Origin of the sequence: Staphylococcus sp. HMSC056G08 (assembly GCF_001812305.1) — a bacterium.
Lineage (GTDB): Bacteria > Bacillota > Bacilli > Staphylococcales > Staphylococcaceae > Staphylococcus > Staphylococcus simulans.
On the sequence record NZ_KV808467.1, the window covers coordinates 1 to 17507 of the forward strand.

The 17507-nt window shown below is 35.5% G+C and carries 15 protein-coding genes; 3 read left to right on the forward strand and 12 right to left on the reverse strand.

The genetic code is table 11. The features are described 5' to 3' along the window. Nucleotides 1-56: 56 nt before the first annotated feature. A complete protein-coding gene (acsA, locus tag HMPREF2846_RS06765) occupies nucleotides 57-1769 on the reverse strand; it encodes an acetate--CoA ligase (protein WP_070626254.1) in 1713 nt (570 codons plus the stop codon). Nucleotides 1770-1981: 212 nt separating this feature from the next. Here acsA and HMPREF2846_RS06770 point away from each other — a divergent pair, with 212 nt between their 5' ends. Both HMPREF2846_RS06770 and HMPREF2846_RS06775 read left to right on the forward strand, forming a co-directional pair. Next, nucleotides 1982-2614, forward strand: coding sequence for a GNAT family N-acetyltransferase (locus tag HMPREF2846_RS06770; RefSeq protein WP_002481208.1), 633 nt, complete (start codon nucleotides 1982-1984; stop codon nucleotides 2612-2614). A gap of 12 nt (nucleotides 2615-2626) precedes the next feature. Beyond that, nucleotides 2627-3781 (forward strand): acetoin utilization protein AcuC, encoded by a 1155-nt coding sequence (locus HMPREF2846_RS06775; protein WP_070626256.1) that lies wholly within the window; start codon nucleotides 2627-2629, stop codon nucleotides 3779-3781. A 73-nt stretch (nucleotides 3782-3854) separates the two neighbouring features. On the opposite strand, the gene ccpA is transcribed toward HMPREF2846_RS06775, so the two are convergent. From ccpA to HMPREF2846_RS06825, 10 genes are all read right to left on the reverse strand, one after another. After that, on the reverse strand, nucleotides 3855-4844 hold the full coding sequence (gene ccpA, locus HMPREF2846_RS06780) for a catabolite control protein A (RefSeq protein ID WP_070626257.1): 990 nt from the start codon (nucleotides 4842-4844) through the stop codon (nucleotides 3855-3857). A 209-nt stretch (nucleotides 4845-5053) separates the two neighbouring features. Continuing rightward, a complete protein-coding gene (locus HMPREF2846_RS06785) occupies nucleotides 5054-6145 on the reverse strand; it encodes a bifunctional 3-deoxy-7-phosphoheptulonate synthase/chorismate mutase (RefSeq protein ID WP_031262773.1) in 1092 nt (363 codons plus the stop codon). 234 nt (nucleotides 6146-6379) lie between these two features. Beyond that, on the reverse strand, nucleotides 6380-7543 hold the full coding sequence (locus HMPREF2846_RS06790) for a hypothetical protein (RefSeq protein ID WP_070626259.1): 1164 nt from the start codon (nucleotides 7541-7543) through the stop codon (nucleotides 6380-6382). A gap of 136 nt (nucleotides 7544-7679) precedes the next feature. After that, nucleotides 7680-8120, reverse strand: a complete 441-nt coding sequence (locus HMPREF2846_RS06795; RefSeq protein WP_002481213.1) for a DUF948 domain-containing protein — start codon at nucleotides 8118-8120, stop codon at nucleotides 7680-7682. Between the two features lie 70 nt (nucleotides 8121-8190). Then, on the reverse strand, nucleotides 8191-9504 hold the full coding sequence (murC, locus tag HMPREF2846_RS06800; RefSeq protein WP_002481214.1) for a UDP-N-acetylmuramate--L-alanine ligase: 1314 nt from the start codon (nucleotides 9502-9504) through the stop codon (nucleotides 8191-8193). A gap of 18 nt (nucleotides 9505-9522) precedes the next feature. After that, nucleotides 9523-13065, reverse strand: coding sequence for a DNA translocase FtsK (locus tag HMPREF2846_RS06805; RefSeq protein ID WP_070626261.1), 3543 nt, complete (start codon nucleotides 13063-13065; stop codon nucleotides 9523-9525). Nucleotides 13066-13088: 23 nt separating this feature from the next. Further along, nucleotides 13089-13688 carry a YtpR family tRNA-binding protein gene (gene ytpR / locus HMPREF2846_RS06810; RefSeq protein WP_002481216.1) on the reverse strand — a complete coding sequence of 200 codons (600 nt, stop codon included), beginning with the start codon at nucleotides 13686-13688 and terminating at the stop codon, nucleotides 13089-13091. Nucleotides 13689-13700: 12 nt separating this feature from the next. Then, complete coding sequence (locus HMPREF2846_RS06815) at nucleotides 13701-14567, reverse strand: DUF1444 domain-containing protein (protein ID WP_002481217.1); 867 nt, start codon at nucleotides 14565-14567, stop codon at nucleotides 13701-13703. A gap of 92 nt (nucleotides 14568-14659) precedes the next feature. Continuing rightward, the gene (locus HMPREF2846_RS06820; protein WP_002481218.1) at nucleotides 14660-14968 is read right to left on the reverse strand and encodes a thioredoxin family protein; all 309 of its coding nucleotides are present in this window, start codon (nucleotides 14966-14968) and stop codon (nucleotides 14660-14662) included. Nucleotides 14969-14992: 24 nt separating this feature from the next. Next, nucleotides 14993-16069 (reverse strand): M42 family metallopeptidase, encoded by a 1077-nt coding sequence (locus HMPREF2846_RS06825; protein ID WP_070626263.1) that lies wholly within the window; start codon nucleotides 16067-16069, stop codon nucleotides 14993-14995. Between the two features lie 83 nt (nucleotides 16070-16152). Between HMPREF2846_RS06825 and HMPREF2846_RS06830 the strand changes: the two genes are divergently transcribed. Next, nucleotides 16153-16464 carry a hypothetical protein gene (locus tag HMPREF2846_RS06830; RefSeq protein WP_002481220.1) on the forward strand — a complete coding sequence of 104 codons (312 nt, stop codon included), beginning with the start codon at nucleotides 16153-16155 and terminating at the stop codon, nucleotides 16462-16464. A 78-nt stretch (nucleotides 16465-16542) separates the two neighbouring features. On the opposite strand, the gene HMPREF2846_RS06835 is transcribed toward HMPREF2846_RS06830, so the two are convergent. Next, a complete protein-coding gene (locus HMPREF2846_RS06835; RefSeq protein WP_057509792.1) occupies nucleotides 16543-17373 on the reverse strand; it encodes a YtnP family quorum-quenching lactonase in 831 nt (276 codons plus the stop codon). Nucleotides 17374-17507 lie beyond the last annotated feature (134 nt).

Below are 17507 nucleotides of genomic sequence, written 5' to 3' on the forward strand. Positions count from 1 at the left end.
TTGCTCACCAGTCCTATTTGACAGAGAGCCTTTTATTGTTAGTTTTTTATATACAATTAGTCTTCCATTGTACTTAAATCACCTTCAGGAAGATCAAGTTCCCAAGCTTTTAATACACGTCTCATAATTTTACCTGAACGTGTTTTCGGTAATTTATCTTTGAATTCAATTTCTCTTGGTGCAGCGTGCGCAGATAAACCGTGTTTGACGAATGTTCTGATATCTTCTTTCAATTCATCATCTGGTTCATAGCCATGATTTAAAGCAACGAATGCTTTAATAATTTCACCACGTACTGGGTCTGGTTTACCAATAACACCTGCTTCTGCGACTGCAGGATGTTCCACTAATTTAGATTCCACTTCGAATGGTCCGACACGTTCACCAGCAGTCATAATCACATCATCAACACGACCTTGGAACCAGAAGTATCCATCTTCATCTTGATATGCTGAATCTCCTGATACATACCAATCACCAATAAAGTATGAATCATACTTTTCTTGATTTTTCCAAATTTTACGCATCATGGATGGCCAGCCCTTTTTAATGGCTAAGTTACCCATTCGATTCGGTGGTAACTCATTACCTTGGTCATCCACAATAGCCGCTTCAATACCAGGTAATGGTTTACCCATAGAACCTAGTTTTACATCCATAGATGGATAGTTGACAATCATATGACCGCCTGTTTCTGTCATCCACCAAGTATCTAAAACAGTGTGTTCTAATACTTCTTTTGCCCATTTAATTACTTCTGGGTTTAATGGTTCACCTACAGAATACACTTCTCTTAATGATGATAAATCGTATTTCTTCACAACGTCGTCTCCTGCACTCATTAACATACGTAATGCTGTCGGTGCTGTATACCAAATTGTGACTTTAAATTCTTCAATCATGCCATACCATGCTTCAGGAGAGAAACGTCCCCCAGCGATACAGTTTGTCACACCGTTTAGCCAAGGTGCGAAAATACCGTATGAAGTACCAGTTACCCAACCTGGGTCTGCTGTACACCAATAAATATCGTCTTCTTGTAAATCAAGAACATATTTAGCTGAAATATAGTGTACAATCATGGCATCTTGAACATGTAACACACCTTTAGGTTGTCCTGTAGAGCCAGAAGTATAATGTAAAATCAAACCGTCTTCACGATCTAACCATTCGATATCAAATGAATCGCTAGCATCTTCCATTTCTTGTTGAAAATCTACGTATTCATCGTCTACCCCATCATTATCGACGATGACAATTTTCTCTAAGTTTGGTAAGTCGTCTTTTGGAATACGGTCTACTAAATCTTTCGTTGTTACAATTACTTTCGCATCACTATTATCTAAACGGTCAGCAACTGCTTTTTCCATAAACGCTTCAAATAATGGTCCGACAATTGCACCAATTTTTAAAATACCGAAGAACGCAAAGTATAACTCTGGTGTTCTTGGCATAAAGATAAAGACACGATCCCCTTTTTCTACTTGTGCTTTATCTTTTAGTACGTTTGCGGCTTTATTCGATAATTGCTGCATTTCTTTATAAGTATAACTTTCTTTACGTTTGGCATCTTTGTAGTTTAAGGCCACTTTATCCCCAAGGCCATTATCTACGTGACGATCAATACATTCATATGCCATATTGATCTTTCCTGTTTCATACCATGAAAAAGCTTTTTCTACGTCTTTCCAATCAAAGTTCTGATACGTTTCGTCATAGTTTTGAAGGTTATAATTACCTTCTCCCCCTTTATAAATATCAACTTTCATTTGAATTGCCCCCTTTGTTTGAAATCGCTTTCAAAAACCATTATACAAAAATCATAGTAAATTTTCAAAAATAATTGCGATAATTCTGATTTGTGTGTAAATTGATGTTAAAACCATTATAATTAAATTAATACGTAGAAACATATCATTTTAGTGAAAAAGTAAATTTGAGCACTCTCATCTTAGGAGAATATGAAAAAGGATGTGGCAAGATGGAACATGTCAAAACGTATGTAAAACAAACATACACACGTCACGATACAACTTATGTTATTGAAGGTCCTGTACCACGTAAACAACTTGAACAAATGGATTACGATGATGGTTTGGATGCATTTAGAAGACCTATCGAACAATTTGAAGCGATTCAAGAAATTAGTGAATTGCCAGAAGGTCGTATTTACGTCTTACGACATGAAAACACCATTGTCGGATATGTCACTTATCATTATCCTGATCCATTAGAACGTTGGTCTACAGGCAACCTGCCCTATTTAATTGAGCTTGGTGCCGTTGAAATAGCTTTACCGCATCGCGGTACAGGATTAGGTAATGAACTCATTAAAACGAGCTTAAGTGAAGATGAATTTGAAGATTATATTGTGTTAACAACTGAGTACTATTGGCACTGGGATTTGAAAAACTCTAAATTAGATGTCTACGAATATAAAAAATTAATGCAGAAGTTGATGTCTCATGGGGGTTTAGAGATTTTCGCAACTGATGATCCTGAAATTACAGGACATCCAGCAAACTGTTTAATGGCAAGAATCGGTGCACGTATCACATTAGACCAGATGGAGGCGTTTGATGATATACGTTTTATGAACCGCTTCTTCTACTAAAGGGGAGATTTTATGAGTCAAAACAAAAAACAAACGGGGTATGTTTATTCAAATCAATTAATGCGCTATCGGTTCAGTAATGAACATCCTTTTAATCAAATGCGCTTAAAATTGACGACTGAACTGTTAATCGATGCAGGATTACTGAGTTCAAGTCAAATTATTACACCGAGAATCGCCACAGATGAAGAATTAACACTTATACATTCTTATGACTACGTAAATGCTATTAAACACGCTTCTCGTGGAATTTTAAGTGAGGTAGAATCCAAAAAATATGGTTTTGCGAACGAAGATACATCACAGTTTAAACATATGCATCAACATAGTGCACGTATTGTAGGCGGTGCTTTAAAACTTGCTGATATGATTGTTCAAGGAGAAGTTAAAAACGGATGTCATTTAGGCGGAGGATTACATCATGCATTGCCAGGCCGCGCAAATGGCTTCTGTATTTACAATGATATCGCCATTACCGCTAAATACTTATCTGAACGCTATAACATGAAAGTGATGATTATAGATACAGATGCACATCATGGGGACGGTGTGCAATGGAGCTTCTATACACAAAATGAAATTCTGAATTATTCCATTCATGAAACGGGTAAATTTTTATTTCCAGGTTCAGGTCATTATACAGAACGCGGCAAAGAACAAGGTTTCAGTTATTCTGTCAATGTTCCGCTTGAACCTTATACAGAAGATGATTCATATATTGATTGTTTTAAACGCACTGTCACACCTGTTGTTAAATCATTCAAACCTGATATTATTTTAAGTGTACATGGTGTTGATATTCACTATCTCGATCCACTTACTCATATGAATTGTACTTTAGATTCACTCTATGCTATTCCCTATTATATTAAAGCGTTGGCAGATGAATATACAGATGGGAAAGTCATGATGTTCGGTGGCGGTGGATATAACATTTGGCGCGTTGTTCCAAGAGCTTGGAGTCATGTCTTCTTGAGTTTGATGGATGTGCCGATTCAACATGGAGATTTACCGAAAGAATGGGTAGAAAAATGGCGAACTTATGCGCCGACTGATTTGCCAACGACTTGGGAGGATAAACGTCTAGATTATATGGAAATTCCACGTACTGCAGAAATTACTGCTAATAACTTAAAACATGCGAACCAGGTTGCGAGTTGGTTCTGATTAAATGAAGGAAAATAAAAAAGTCTGGAGGAAAGTAATGTGACTTTCTTTCAGACTTTTAAATTTATACATCTTATTTTGTTGTACCGCGATACTCTATACGATATGGTAAAATGACCGTTGAATCTTCAATCGTTTCATTATTCATATATTTAGTAAGTAAACGCATACCTACTGCACCGATGTCATAAAGCGGTTGAATGACACTTGATAGTTGCGGACGTACCATTTCAACTAAACGTGTATTATTAAAGCTTACAATTTGTAAATCAGATGGAATGTTGATATTCGCATCTTCAGCAGCATGGACAATACCAATAGCTTGTTCATCACTGATAGATAAAATTGCATCTGGTTGATACGCTTTAATATCTTCAAAAGCTTTAATACCATCGCGATATGTTTCTTTACCTCTGAAAGTCAGATTATCTTCTAAAGATAAACCATGTGATGCTAGTGTATCTCTTAAATTAGATAACACATCGTTTTCTGCTTTTTCAGAGTTATTGCCACCAACAAAGGCAAAGCGTTTTGCGCCAGAATTGATTAAATGATTAGTCACTTCTTCAGCGGCTTGTTTATAGTCGATATTTACAGAAGCTACTGTATTATCATCATCACTTGTTCCTGAAACTACAACAGGTACAGAAGAGTTTTCAATTAAACTTTCCAATTCTGCATCGAGTGTTCCGCCTAAGAAAATAATACCATCTACTTGTTTGCTGAGTAGATTGTTAAAAATTTCTTTAGCTTTTTCTAAATCATTGTCAGAGTTAGAAATAATTGAATGATATTTATACATCGTTGCAATATCTTCTAACCCTCTTGCGAGTTGAGAATAGTATACATTCGAGATATCTGGAATAATTACCCCGACTGTTGTTGTTTTTTTACTTGCTAACCCTCGTGCAACAGCATTAGGTCTGTAGTTAAGCTTTTTGATGACTGCATTTACTTTATCTCTAGTTTCTGGTTTGACATTTTGGTTGCCATTTACCACACGAGAAACAGTTGCCATGGAAACACGCGCTTCTCTTGCAACATCATAAATAGTAACGGTCATAATATCACCCTTTCTGAAAGCGTTTCAAACACTATTATAGTAAGTTTTCACAACATTTTCAAAGTGTACCATAATTTGTCACAAACTCAAAACAAAACTTTCTGCTGTCACTGTTTTGTCACACATATGATGTTTTGCAAAACACAAAAAAGCCCTTTAAATCAAAGGTTTGAATACTTTAATTTAAAAGGCTTTCAATTAAATATATATTAGCGTAATTGCTTGCTATCGTACATATCAGCAAGTGGTTTTAGCTCATCATAGAATTTGTTGAATTGTTCAATATCCATTTGTTGTCCGCTATCACTTAATGCAACAGCTGGATCAGGATGTACTTCTGCCATAACACCATCTGCACCTACTGCTAAAGCTGCTTTAGCTGTTGGAAGCATAATATCTTTTCTTCCTGTACTATGTGTTACGTCTACCATTACTGGTAAGTGTGTACCTTGTTTAAGAATCGGTACTGCTGAGATATCTAAAGTATTACGTGTTGCTTTTTCGTATGTTCTGATACCGCGTTCACATAAGATAATATTTTGGTTACCTTGTGATGCGATATATTCTGCTGCGAAAATGAACTCTTCAATTGTCGCAGATAAACCACGTTTTAATAAAATTGGTTTGTTTGTACGTCCTGCTTCTTTTAATAATTCGAAGTTTTGCATGTTACGTGCACCAATTTGGAACACATCTAGGTAATCATCTGCCAATTCTAAATCAGCTGGTGTTACGATTTCACTTACAACATTTAAATTATATTTATCTTTAACGTTTTTAAGAATTTTCAATCCTTCTAATCCTAGACCTTGGAAGTCATAAGGAGAAGTACGTGGTTTGAAAGCACCGCCACGGATGAATTTTAATCCTTTACTTTGTAAGTCTTGAGCAACTGCATCGACTTGTTCTTGTGATTCTACTGAACATGGACCGAAAATGAATGACTTGTTGCCATCACCAATAACTCCACCATTGTCAAAGCGTACAATTGTATCTTCTGCTTTTAATTTTCTTGAAACAATTAAATGTTTTTCACGATCAGATTTTTGTAAGTCAGTGGATGCTTTAAATATTTCTTTGAATAATTGTTTAATTACATTATCGTTAAATGGACCATTATTTTTTTCGATTAAAGCATTCAACATTACTTTTTCACGTTCAGGATCATAAACCTTAGTACCTTGTTTACGCTTTTCATCCCCTATTTTCTGTGCTAACTTACCACGCTCTACTAGTAAGTCTAAAATCTTTTCATTAATGTCTTGAATTTCATTTCTGTACTGTTCTAACTTATTCATTATTTGGTCACCTCTATGTAATTTTTGCATCCAATTTATCACGCTTTAAAGCGATAAAAATATTGAATTTAACAGTTATTCTAGCAAGAACTTTATCATTAATCAAGAGGAAAAGCGAAATAAATCGAATTGTTTCGATTATTATTAATTTTCTCACAATTCCTTAACTAGATTTAACCAAAAGTAAAAAAGAAAATCAACCTCAAAAAGAATAAGGTTGATTTCTTTTAGGTACAATTAGTCATTGAATGTTTTCTTTTCAATTTTCTTCGTAGTTGTTTCACCTTTTGGTTGTGTCTTTGTAGTGTTATTCGTTGTTTTCTTATTCGCTGGTGTTACACTAGGTTTCTTTGTTGATTTGTTTGCTGCTGATTTTGTTGTCTTTGTTGTTGTTTTTTGTGTCGTTGTTTTGTTTCCTTTTGCTGCTGGTTTTTGTGTTGTTGTTTTTGTAGTTTTTGTCGCATCTTTCGGTGAAGTAGCTTTCGCTGTCTGCTTAGTTGTTGATGCATTTTTCTTAGGTGTGTTTGTTGTTTTAGTTGTTTCTGTTTTCGTTGTTTTTGTATCATTAACAGTCTTAGATTCTACTTTACCTGATGCTTCTGGTGTTTTGTGTGCTTCTGAATGATTAGCAGTTGCTTTATCATGCGTAATAACACCTTTATTGAATGAAGCTTTCTCATGTGTTTGTGCTGTACGTTTTTCAGCATCTGCAGGTTTTGCTGCTTTAGCATCCGCAGCTTTTTTGCTTCCTGCTGCTGTTGCTGCAGCTGCAACTGTAACTAATACTGGAACTGTTTTAAAACCACTTGATTTTACTGGTTTAGCTTCAAATAGTTCAGCTACTTTAGCTGCTACTGTATTATCATTTTCAATTAATTTAGCTTTTTCTTTCGCTGCTAATGCATTTCCTGTTGCTGTAAATTCATGGAAAGGCACTGTATCTGGTTGTGAAGATTTTAAAGGATTGTTGTCTGTTTGAACATCTTGAGCTTGCGGAGAAACATTTGCTAAATCATGTGCTGCTGCTTCATTACGAATTGCTTCACGTTGCGCTCGTAATGCTTTTGGATCTGTTTCTTGTTCATCATTGTTGAATTTTTGTTTTACATCAGATTTAAGCTGTTGTGCTTTATCTTTAATATCTTGAATTTGACTTTGTGCATTTGCTTTAAGCGCATCTGTCTGTGCAGACACTTTTTCTTTCACTGATGGTTTCTTTGCTTCTGCTGGTTGATTTTGCTTTTCAAGTTGTTTACGTTTTTTCACTTGATTAATCACAAAACCACCTGCTGTACCAATAAATATTCCTGCGATGAACCCATAAACGAAATCTTTACGGACAGTATCAGACATAGCTTCAACTTCGTAAATTTCTAATCTAGCTTCGTCGTTCTTTCTCATGTATTTGCCTCCTATAAAGTAAAAGCACTTAAACAAAGTTGATTCAACCTCATTTAAGTGCAGTTAGTACGTCTTATAATTGATAATGTAGCCTACAGATGAGGTACACAGTTCCAATTAGAACTGCATTTAACCATTATCCTCTGTAGTTTGCACTTTCTCTACGTTGTTTTCTGTATTGCCATTTATCAGCAATTTCCATCGCAACGTTTGACCATTGGATGACTTGTGAAATTTTATCTTCGTTTTGAGAAATATTATGTGCAATTGAGTTAGTTACTCGGTCCACTGATCCATCTAAATCTTGGATAGAGTCACCGATACCTTTTACTCCATCAACTACAGAATTTAAGCGGTCCACTTTATCTTGAATATCTTCAGTTAAGCGGTTTGCTTTATGAAGTAAATCTGTTGATTCTCTTGTAATCCCTTGAATTTGTCCTTCAATTCCATCAAGAGTCTTAGCCACGTAGTCTAAGTTTTTCTTAACAGATAAAAGAACAACTACAATTCCGATTACTAATACTAAAAATGCTATAGCTGCAATTAGACCTGCTATAGGTAAAATCCAGTCCATTAAAAACGCCTCCTAAATTGCTTATGTCTTATTTTTACTTAATACCCATACATATTTTAACATAAACATATTAAAATTCATTAATTACTCCGTGATTGTCTAAATAGGCACGTTCAACTTTTTGAATATCCCCTGCACCCATAAATAAAATCACAGCATCTTCATATGATTTCAATATATTTACATTTTTTTCACCGATTAATTGCGCACCTGGAATGCGATCAATTAAATCTTGAATTGTCAAACTGCCTTCATGTTCACGGATAGATCCGAAAATATCACATAAGAAGACACGGTCTGCTTTATTCAAGCTTTCAGCAAACTCATTCAAGAACGCTTTTGTTCTAGAATACGTATGCGGTTGAAAGACAGCGATAACCTCTTTATGCGGGTATTTTTTACGTGCTGTCTCAATTGTAGCATTAATTTCGCGCGGATGGTGGGCATAATCGTCAACAATTACTTGATTATGTACTTTTGTTTCATTAAATCTACGTTTCACTCCGCCGAATGTTTCTAACGCTTCTTTAATATTTTTTACATCAAGACCTTCTAAATGACAAACCATAATAACCGCAAGTGTATTTAAAATATTATGATCCCCGTATTGCGGTGATAAGAAATGGTCGAAGAATTTACCGTCAATGTACACGTCAAACGATGTACCATGTTCTGTAATTTGAAGGTTATCAGCATAAATATCTTCATCTTTTTCTAATCCATAGTAATAAACAGGAACATCTGCTTTAATTTTTCTTAAATGGTCATCTTTACCCCATGCGATAATTGCTTTTTTGACATTATGCGCCATTTCTTGGAACGCACTTGTAACGTCATCAATATCTTTAAAATAATCAGGATGATCAAAGTCGATGTTCGTCATAATCGCATAATCCGGATGATAACTTAAAAAGTGACGTCTATATTCACATGCTTCAAACGCAAAATATTCACTTTGAGGAATACCTAAACCTGTGCCATCACCAATTAAGAAAGAAGTTCTTTTATCTCCATTCATTACATGTGATAAAAGGCCTGTTGTAGATGTTTTGCCGTGTGCACCTGTCACAGCTACAGACGTATACTGCTCAATGACATGGCCTAAGAATGTAGGATAATCAATAATTTCTAATCCTAATTCTTTTGCGCGGACAATTTCTTCATGTTCATCTGAAAAGGCGTTTCCTTGAATAACAACCATGCCTTTTTGAATATTGTCTGGGTTAAATGGCAAAATTTTAACCCCTTTATTTCTTAATGCATCTTCTGTAAACACATATTGGTCGATGTCGGAGCCCTGAACTTCATGGCCTAAATCATGCATAATTTGCGCCAATGAACTCATACCAGAGCCTTTAATACCGACAAAATGATAGTGTGTCATACTTAAACTCCTTCTTTCTTATTCCTCATTTATTTCAGCTGCAGTCAAATAAACTTCTCTTGGTTTCGAACCGTTCGAACCTGAAATATAACCCAACGCTTCAAGTTGGTCAACAATTCGTGCAGCTCTATTGTAACCAATTTGGAAATGACGCTGAATGAGTGATGTTGAGATATTGCCCTCTGCAACCATAAATCGACATACATCATCAAACAACTCATCTTTAGGTTGTGCTTTTGTTTGTTTTAACAATTCTTTTTCTTCAAATAAATATTCCGGTTCACGTTGTGCCTTAATAAAATCGACAACTGCATCGATTTCTTCATCAGACACAAAGCTGCCTTGAACGCGAATTGGTTTATTCATACCATTACCAAGATACAACATATCTCCGTAACCAAGTAAGCGTTCTGCACCGCCGCTATCTAATATAGTTCTTGAATCCACACTAGATGATACCATAAATGCGATACGAGTTGGAATATTCGCTTTGATTAATCCTGTAATAACGTTTACAGATGGACGTTGTGTTGCTACAAGCATATGAATACCGCATGCACGTGCTTTTTGTGCAATTCTCGCAATAGATTGCTCTACATCTTGCGGTGCCATCATCATTAAGTCTGCAAGCTCGTCGATTACAATGACAATTTTAGGCAAACGTTGCTCGTATGAAGCTTTTTTATTGAAAGCTGTAATATTTCGCACATGATATTGCGCAAATAATTTATAACGTCTTTCCATTTCATCAACAGCCCACTTCAAGCTTTGTGTTGCTGCTTTGACATCTGTAATCACAGGTGATACTAAATGCGGTAAACCATTGTATGGTGCTAACTCTACCATTTTCGGATCAATCAGCAAGAGTTTCAACTCTTCTGGATGATTTTTATATAATAGTGAAAGTAATATGCTGTTGATACAAACAGATTTACCTGAACCCGTAGCCCCTGCTATCAGTGCGTGTGGCGTTTTCGCAATATCCATTAATAACGGTTCATTATTGATGCGATTACCCATCGCAACTGTTAATTTAGATTCTGCATTCTTAAATTGAGGACTCTCAATAATAGATTTTAAGTTCACTTTTGTTGGCGATATATTTGGTACTTCTATACCTACTAAACTTGTACCTGGAATCGGTGCCTCAATTCGAATATCTTTGGCGGCTAAAGCCATTTTCAAATCATCATGTAATGCAGTGATTCTAGAAACTTTTACCCCTTTTTCAACAGATAATTCAAAACGTGTCACACTAGGTCCTTCTGTAACATTCTTAACCTCTGCAGGTACATTGAAGTAATAAAATGCATCATTCAACTCTTCTTTTTTCTCATCTATCCACTCTTGGTCAACTTCATGTACTTCTGGTTCATCTAATAAATCTAGACTTGGCAGTTTTAAATTAGGCCCTTTTCGAATACCTTCGTGATGTGCTTGAACAGGTTCCTTTTGTGCAGTTACAGGTTGCTTAACTTCCTCTTGTGCATTAGATTGTGTCGTTTTTGCTGTCTGTACACTTGTTGTGATATGTCCTTGTTCAGCTTTTGGTTGATCAGAGTTTTGATTTTCATATTGTGATGATTGTGGTTCACTGTCGTCATGAGTCGAAACTTCAGTCGTTTGTGAAACCACGCTTTGTTCAGGCTCTGAAGAAACCGCAGAACCACTTGTTTGTGTTTTTGAAGTTTGTGCAGCTTTACGTTTTTGTGCATCCATCATACGACGTTTGTCTGATGGTGTCATCATCACATTGAACGGCTTAGCACCTTTACGAATTGGACGAGAAATTTTCGGTTGTTCAGTTTTAACTTCTTCTGCCTCTGCTTTATTTTCTTCTTGTTCTTCATTATTAGAGTCAGGTGTAGAAACTTTTTCATTAGTTTCTTCTTGTTCAACTGATTCTTCTTGTTCCTCTTTTATTTCTGTTTTTGACTCTTCTTTTTCTGCATCATCAGATTTTGGTTGATCTGGTTTCAATTGAGGTTCAAGGCTCGATTTTGCTTTTTCTTCTGTGACTTCTTCTTTAGTCTCATCAGTTTTCGTTGCCTCTGATTTAGATGTATTACTATCTGGTGCTAACACAGGTTCTTGAACCTCTGTAGAATTATCTTCTTGTGGTTCATCCTGTTCATCTTCAGGTTCTTCTGATGTTTCTTGTACTGGTTCTGATTCCTGTTCGTTTTCAGTACTTTTATGCACTTCAGTTCCATTTACAGGTTCTTCTGGTACTTCTTCCTGTTCACTTTCAACTGGTTCTTCTTCATCTTCAATTTCAGTATATTGTGCTTCAGAAACTTCTGGTAAAGGTTCAGGAGACTCTGTTAGATTTTCTGTCTCAGATTGAGGTGATTCTGATTCAAGTTGTTGTGTTTCTTCAGGAGCATCTTCTACAACTTTAACGTCTTGTTCGTCTAATTGATGCATGTCTTGAACTTGGTTTAAATCTACTTCTTCATAGTCAAAGTCGTTTTGTGGTTGTGTTGACGTTTCTTCAGACGTTTCTGTTTGTATGTGTTCTGAGGTAGGTTGTTGTGTTTCTTCGCCTTCTTGGTCTTCAGCAGCTCTGGCTTCTTTTTCTTTTTCAAAGCCATTTTCTTGGAAGACTGGATCTTCTACATACTGTTTGGCTTGTTCAGCATACATTTCATCAATAGCCTTTTGAATTGAGCTGACATCTTCTTGTTCACGTTTTTGTTGAAGTGCTTCTTTGAATTTTTTGCGTTGTAACACTTTTCGTTCGCGTTCACGTCGAATTTCTTCAACAATTTGTGAAGCATAAATATTATTAATATTAATTGTATTATCCGCTTTAGAATAATTAGGTGTTTGTTTCACTTGGTGTTGTGAATCTTTAGAAGACAGTTGTTCTGTTTCATTTTTTGTGTCTTCGGATTCTCTTGTTTCAACTTCATGTGCTTTTGAAGCTTGTTTACGTGAACCATTTAATGGATCTGTCGGTATTTTTTCTTGTTGCTTTTTAGGTTCTTCAGTAACACCCTCTGAACGTTGAATAACACCATTTTCTAAAGGATGACGTTTTTTCGTACCGAAAATAGCTGAAGGTACTTCTTCAGCTCTGAATTCACCACTTTTATAATAAATATCTTTCGTATCATAGCGTGTCGAATAATTCTGTACACGTCTATTTTGATGTTCTCTTTGATGCGTTTGTTCTGGAGCACGTTCTCTTGATTCTGATTGCTTACGTGTGTTGCGTGAAGAACGAAATGATGGTGTATCGTCATCATAAAACGTACGTCTTCTTCTATGACGACGGTCTGGTTTTTGATACGAAGAAGTTTCAACAAATTCTTCTGACTCATAAGTTGGTTCAGAATGATTGGATTCTGAATCTGATTCTGTTTGTTGGTCAGAATCATTCACATGAAGTGGAAATCTAAAATTACCTTTTGGACGTTCGTAAATATCATTATTTTCTGGTAGTAATGCATGACGACGACGTTCTTTTTCTTCTAATTTTTGTCTGCGCTGACTATATTTTCTTTGATAAACTTCTTCTTCGTCTTCATCACTAAACAATTTATCAAACCAGTTCATAATGTCACTTCCTTCCAATCACTTTATTCTTCGAAAAATGGTTGTCCTGTTTGGTAATCCTCAGATAATACCATAATTCCTTTTTCTTGCGGTGCGTTCGGTAAATTTAATTCTTTCATTGAGCAAACCATACCGCTTGATGGTACACCACGTAATTCAGCATCTTTAATAACCATACCGCTAGGCATTACAGCGCCTACTTTTGCGACTACAACCTTTTGATCTGCTTCAACATTTGGCGCACCACATACAATTTGTAATGTTTCATTTCCAACATCTACTTGTAAAATGCTTAATTTATCCGCATTTGGATGTTTTTCTTTAGTTTTAACATAACCTACTACAAATTTTGGTGATAAGTCAGAATCTAATTGATCGTCAATACCTGATTCTTTTAAGACGTTTTGTAAACCATCTAATAATTCTGGTGTAAGTTTAATATGTCCATTACCTTCGATTGGTAAATGCTTAGAAGCATTGAAGATATTATATCCTACAGCTTTACCATCTAACGTAATTCTCACTACGTCACCATGTGTTGTATAGTCGAACTCTCCTTCAGCAGGTTCTACTTGTAAGAATGCTACATCTCCTACGCCGTTTAAGTTGTAAAATAAATTCATTATCTATTCTCCTTATTTCTTATCGTTTTTCTTTTGATTTTTTACTGTGCTCAATTCTTGGACCACATTTGGACTCTTATCTTTTTTGTTTTTATTATTTTTAGCCAAGATAAAGATAGGTTCTAAGTGGCCATTATCGTATCCGAATGATAGCGATGTAATTGGTACAAGACCTTTCGTGAAGAATTCCATGGTTAAATGAGCCATCACATCGTAACCCGTTTTATTTCTGATATCTGCCACAACTAAAACATCTTGATGCGGAACAGCTACTAACATTTCACCTTCACAGTTTTCTTCAAATTGATTTAATAATGGCGTGTTTAAAATTCTACTCGCATCGTACCCATCATTCGTATTAATAAAATAGAACAGATTGCCTTTAACTTCATCTGTTTTGTATGGGTTATCTAATTTTCTGATATTGAATAATGCCATTTCTTTAATTTGTTGTGCAGTCACATTCAATTGTTTCAGCATTGATTCGTCAATGAGTCGATAAGACTTTCCTAAATCTAATGCATAATAGATATTTGTTTCTGCTGTATGTGCATCAATCACAAACGGATGCCCCTCTTTAGTTTCCTTATCGAAACTTGCTGCACGCATCACTGGCATCACTTTGATATTGTCCATTTGTTGCAGTGCATCATCACTCATTTGTTGAATTGTTTCATTGACATAGTAAACAATCTCATCAACAATTTTTTCTTGTTGATCGTTATATTTCGCGACGATGGGTGTTAATCTAATCGTTACGCCTTTACCATTATCTTTACGTGCAATGCGCAAGGTATCTTCTTCTCTATTAAATGTAAAATTAACATCTAAATGATTTAAACGTTCTTTTAGTTTATCTCTCATTTGAAAGACATTCATATTAACACTCCTAATTACATACCTTTTTATAGTTTACCGTAAAAATACCCTTAGGAACAGAAAAAATGTGAATTTCCTAAGGGTATTTTTATTTAAATATTCGTAATAAATTCGCTGATTTGTTCAATCGTTTTTCTATCTTTGCTGACATAACTTCCGACTTGTTCACCGTTCTCGTAAACTAAAAAGCTTGGAATCCCCATAATTCCTAAGTCCGCTGCTAAATCAATAAATTTATCGCGATCTACTGACACAAATGTATAGTCCGGATGTTTTTCTTCTAATTCAGGAAGTCTCGGTGCGATAAAACGACAATCTACGCACCAATCTGCTGTAAACATAAATACAGTTTTACCTTGTTTAAGTTGTTCAAACGCTTCTACTGATTCTAATTGTTTCATATTTATCCACTTCTTTCTTCTTATTTATGAATATTGTAAATGTGCAATGGTTTCATCATCTAATCCTAAAATAGATGCTTCAAGTAATGCTCTTGCTGAATAATAGTCTCTGATATCAAATACTGAATCGGAGCTATGAATATAGCGTGCACAAACACCAATGACTGCAGTTGGGATACCTATGTTCGCTTTGTGAATCTCTCCTCCATCAGTGCCGCCTGGTGAAATATAATATTGTGTATTAATATCATGTTGTTGTGCTTGTTCTAATAAATAATCTCTGAATGCTGGTTTAAGAATCATGGTACCATCTTTAATACGGATTAATGTTCCTGCTCCCAGTTTACCAGAAAGTTGTTGTACACCTTTCATATCGTTAGCTGGTGAACAATCGACTACGAATGCTACATCTGGCTCAATTTGTTCTGCAGCTGCACGTGCACCTCTTAAACCGACTTCTTCTTGGACATTTGCACCTACATATAAATCAACATCTAGTTCTTTGTCTTTAAATAATTTTAAAATTTCAATCGCTAATAAACAACCATAACGATTATCCCATGCTTTACCCGCAAAACGATGTTCAGATAATTGAATTAAAGAGGTATCAGGAACAATTGAATCTCCAATCTCTACACCACGTGCTCTGACTTCATCTGCAGAGTCACTACCGATGTCTAACATTAAATCTTTAATTTGCGGTTGACCTTCATTACCTGTTCTGAAATGTTTAGGAATGCTTGCAACGACACCTGTAATAATTTCTTGTTGTCTTGTTTTGACTTTTAAACGTTGACCTTGCCATATATCTGCAGCAACGCCGCCTAAGTTCGTAAAGTGCAGCATACCATTTGATGTAATGTCAGTAATCATAAAACCGACTTCATCCATATGTGCTGCTACCATCACTTTTTTCGCATTTTCTTTTTTAGATTTTTTTACCGCGTAAAATCCACCCATACGGTTATAGATGAACTCGTCAGCGTATGGTTCCATTTCTTTTTTTATGTACGCTCTTAAATCTTGTTCAAAACCTGGTGCACCATGAAATTCTGTTAAAGCTTTAATATGTTGTAATGTTTCATTTTTCGCAATTTCCACTGTTCATCGCTCCTTAATAATTCATTATCCTCCTAATGTTATGGTAGAATATTGTTATAACGTAAGTGGAGGTATAAATTGAGATGTCTCGAAGAAAAATTTTGTTATTGATAGTATTACCAATCACAGTTTTATTGAGTAGTTTACTAGCTTACCTCACATTTTTAGGCACTAAAAAGTATAACCCGCAAAAGTTAATTGAAGAAGTGAAAAGCTACTTTATGAACGTGACAGGGTCATACATTGTCTCAGAACCTCAACCATTCGAACAAGACGGTATTCATTATGAAATATACCGTGGCGGTGTTACAACTAAAAACCACGGCAAAATCAGTAATTATGAATTTATCGCCGATGCGACAAATGGTAAAATCATTAACATAAAAGAAGTTTAATGATATTGGTATGCATACTTATTCTAACAATGTTTCCGTATAACGGAGACATTGTTTTTTTGTTGCATTTGTTTTAAGTTATTGATTTCTTTTTATTTCTGCTTTGATAGAATGATCTTCTTTATCAAATTTAAGCGCAAAGTATGACGCATCATGATAAAACAAGAACCAATAATCCTGCATAATCAACCAAGGCAGCCATCTTTCTTTCTCTCTGATTGATTGCATTGGATAATCATCATATGATGTTACCCATAATGGGTTCATATGCGCATGTGAAGGAAAAATATCTGCCATATGGACTGCTTTTTCTCCATCACTTTCAATAGTAATTATACTGTGTCCAAAACTATGGCCACCCGTATGATACATATGAACACCTGGCACAACCTCAATCTCATCTTCAAATAAAATTAAATGCTTTTGATAATCACCGAGATTAAGTTCAGGCCAATATGTTGCTTTACTGCGTAGATTAGGTGCTAAAAATTCATGCCATTCATCTTGTTGTATATAATGAACTGCATTAGGGAATTTCGCATGACCTTCTACATCAGATAAACCTGAAGCGTGATCATAATGCATATGGGTCATCAAGACAATATCAATGTCCTCTGATGTTAAACCGAGCTTTTGCAACCCTTCTTCAATTAATCCTTCATTTTCAACACCAAAGTTACGTTTTTGTTTTTCAGTAAGCTTGCCTTCACCTAAACCTGTATCAATCAAGATATTGTGTTCTTCTGTTTGAACTAAAATCGGAGATACACTCATGGGTACTTGGTTCTTTTCATTTGCTGGTATTTTTCTATCCCATAAGGGTTTCGGAACCGGACCGAACATCGTGCCTCCGTCCATGTGCGTCATACCACCGTTCAAATCATGGATTTTAAATTTCCCTAGTTTCAAAAGCCTCACCCTAACGTTCAGATATATAACTAAGTATAGGTTGATATAGACATATTTTCAAACTTTAGAAACGCAAAAAAACTGCATTCTATTGAATGCAGTCAGACTGTCGACAAAGTCCTACGGACTTGTCG